Annotated in this window: 2 protein-coding genes; both read right to left on the reverse strand. The window is 65.6% G+C overall.

What is annotated here, in order from left to right; genetic code table 11:
* Positions 1-88: 88 nt before the first annotated feature.
* On the reverse strand, positions 89-925 hold the full coding sequence (locus EDC34_RS12135) for a nucleotidyl transferase AbiEii/AbiGii toxin family protein (protein ID WP_114961135.1): 837 nt from the start codon (positions 923-925) through the stop codon (positions 89-91).
* Between the two features lie 8 nt (positions 926-933).
* Positions 934-1,536: a type IV toxin-antitoxin system AbiEi family antitoxin domain-containing protein gene (locus EDC34_RS12140; protein WP_114961136.1), complete on the reverse strand. Its 603-nt coding sequence runs from the start codon at positions 1,534-1,536 to the stop codon at positions 934-936.
* Between the last annotated feature and the right edge of the window lie 613 nt (positions 1,537-2,149).

The raw sequence follows: 2,149 nt of genomic DNA on the forward strand, positions 1-2,149 counted from the left end.
CGAAGACCTGAAACCCTTGATCTACAAGCTTCTCAAGCAGACGTCGATCCAGGAACTCATGCCAACTTTGGTCCGGAAAGGCTAGGAATTACCCAATGAAAAAGGCCCGGAGTTCCGCCACCACCGCGGCAAGCGCCGGGGCGGTCAGCCGGTTGCGGCGCAGGAAGGCAGCCCACTGGGACTGCTTCTGCGCATCGGTGGCAAAGGCGTCGGTCAGGCCGAACGGCACGCCCTCGGGCGGCGCGGTGCCGCGGCGCTGGAAGGTCGCGCGGATGGCATCGGCCAAGGTGGCGGACTCCATCGCCTGCTCGCGCAGTAGCGCCAGCAGGTCGAAGTAGTCCTTCATCCGGCTGTTGGCAATCCCCAGGGTGGCGATGGCCTCCAGCTTCTCGGCGAAGACGGTCTCGCGGGGATACACGCGCAGGCGCGGCGGCTGGAACCCGTCCAGCATCACCGGATAGTCCATGTCCTGCGGGCCCGGCGTCACCGCATCGCCAAAACCGACATCCCACTGCACATGGCAGCGGGCGCCGCCCAGAAACGCCACCAGACGGGCACGCAGCCCTTCGCAGGCGGTCTCCTCGCGGATGGGCTCTATCTGGATCGAGCCCAGCTCGAACCGCAGGCCGTCATCGGAATCGATCGCGCACAGCTCGGTGATGACGGCATGCAACCGCGCGCCGTCGGCCGGTCCGAAGCCAAGCAGATCGGCGTCCCGCGTGGGCCGGTGTGGCGCATCGAACCATAGGGCAAACAGCAGCGCGCCCTTGAGCAGGAACTGGTCGCGGTGCGGCGAGACCGACAGGCGATACAGCAGCCGCTCCACGGCGAAGCGGTCGAGCACAAGCTGGAACTCTTCGCCGCGCGCCCGCGCCAGATCCAGGAGGCGCTGGCGAATGGAGGCGGTCCGGCTGACGGTGGGCATCCGACCGTTCATGCCAGCGCCTCCAGGTAGGGCCGCATGATCTTGCTGACGCGGCAGATGGCCGCGTACTTCCAGAGTTCGTCCACGCTGGCAGCGCGCGCGCGCAGAGCCTCGCGCAGGGCCTCGATGGCGACGTCCAGGCCGACCAGGCTGCGGAACTTGAAGCAGTCCGCCACCGTCTTGGCGACGTTGGTGACGCGCACCTGCCTGTTTCTGACGGCGTGTGATTCCAGCCCTGCCGTTAGCGCTTCACCCGAAAAACGAACCACCTTCAGCGGGGGCCAGTCCAGCCGCGGCGGCCGGTCCTTGTTGCCGATGGCCACCCAGACCTCGAACGGCGCCTGCGTGGTCAGGCCATGCAGGCGCAGGGCTGTTAGCAGGCATAGGCGCGCCTCCGGGATTCGCTCGGCCACCACTAGGACTCCTTCCTCGGTCCCAGCAAGGGCTACCCTTGGCACGGTGTAAACCCCGCGCGCCAGCCGGATCAGATCGCCCTTGGCGACTAGGCGTGACAGTTGCGCCCGGGCGACGCCAGCATCCACCAGCTCACGCGAGCGCACCACGCCCTTCTGCTGGATCAATGCCTTAGCGATGGCCGCGGGATGCGTCATGCACCGAGTGTTCCATAGCGTCGGTATTTTTGGAATAGCTACCGTCGGTTTGGAACAGCGACGACGCGCACTGACATTGGGCCACGCCGCCAACACCATGCAGCGCATTACCGGCTGGCATGCCTTCCCGGGACGCGGGGCATGGCCTCGGCCGCCAGCTTTTGGGCCAACCGCCGCACCCTGCCGGCACCGCATCCGCGCCGAACAGACGCGGCGTGACCATCATCACGGAGCCGTTCATCCCACGCCTCCTGCCAGCGACCTCAGCGACCGACTGCAGGGCACATCTCCTGCTCGTCGTACTCGCGGATAAAGCGGGCCGGCTTCTCCGATACCGGCTTCACAGCCCCGCTTGGGCTCGCCCGCGGTAGCTGGCCCAGTCGAAAACAACGACGCCGCCTGACATCGGAGAGGGGCATCTGGGGGCATCCACTTGGCCACATCCGGCCAGTGCCCCCAACTGTGCCCCCAGATGCGGGGATATTTCAGATGCGATAAGACAGCATGGGCTAAAGAAAAAGGTAATTCCTAGCCTTTCCGGACCAAAGTTGGCATGAGTTCCTGGATCGACGTCTGCTTGAGAAGCTTGTAGATCAAGGGTTTCAGGTCTTCG

It is taken from the genome of Thermomonas haemolytica, assembly GCF_004346265.1.
GTDB lineage: Bacteria > Pseudomonadota > Gammaproteobacteria > Xanthomonadales > Xanthomonadaceae > Thermomonas > Thermomonas haemolytica.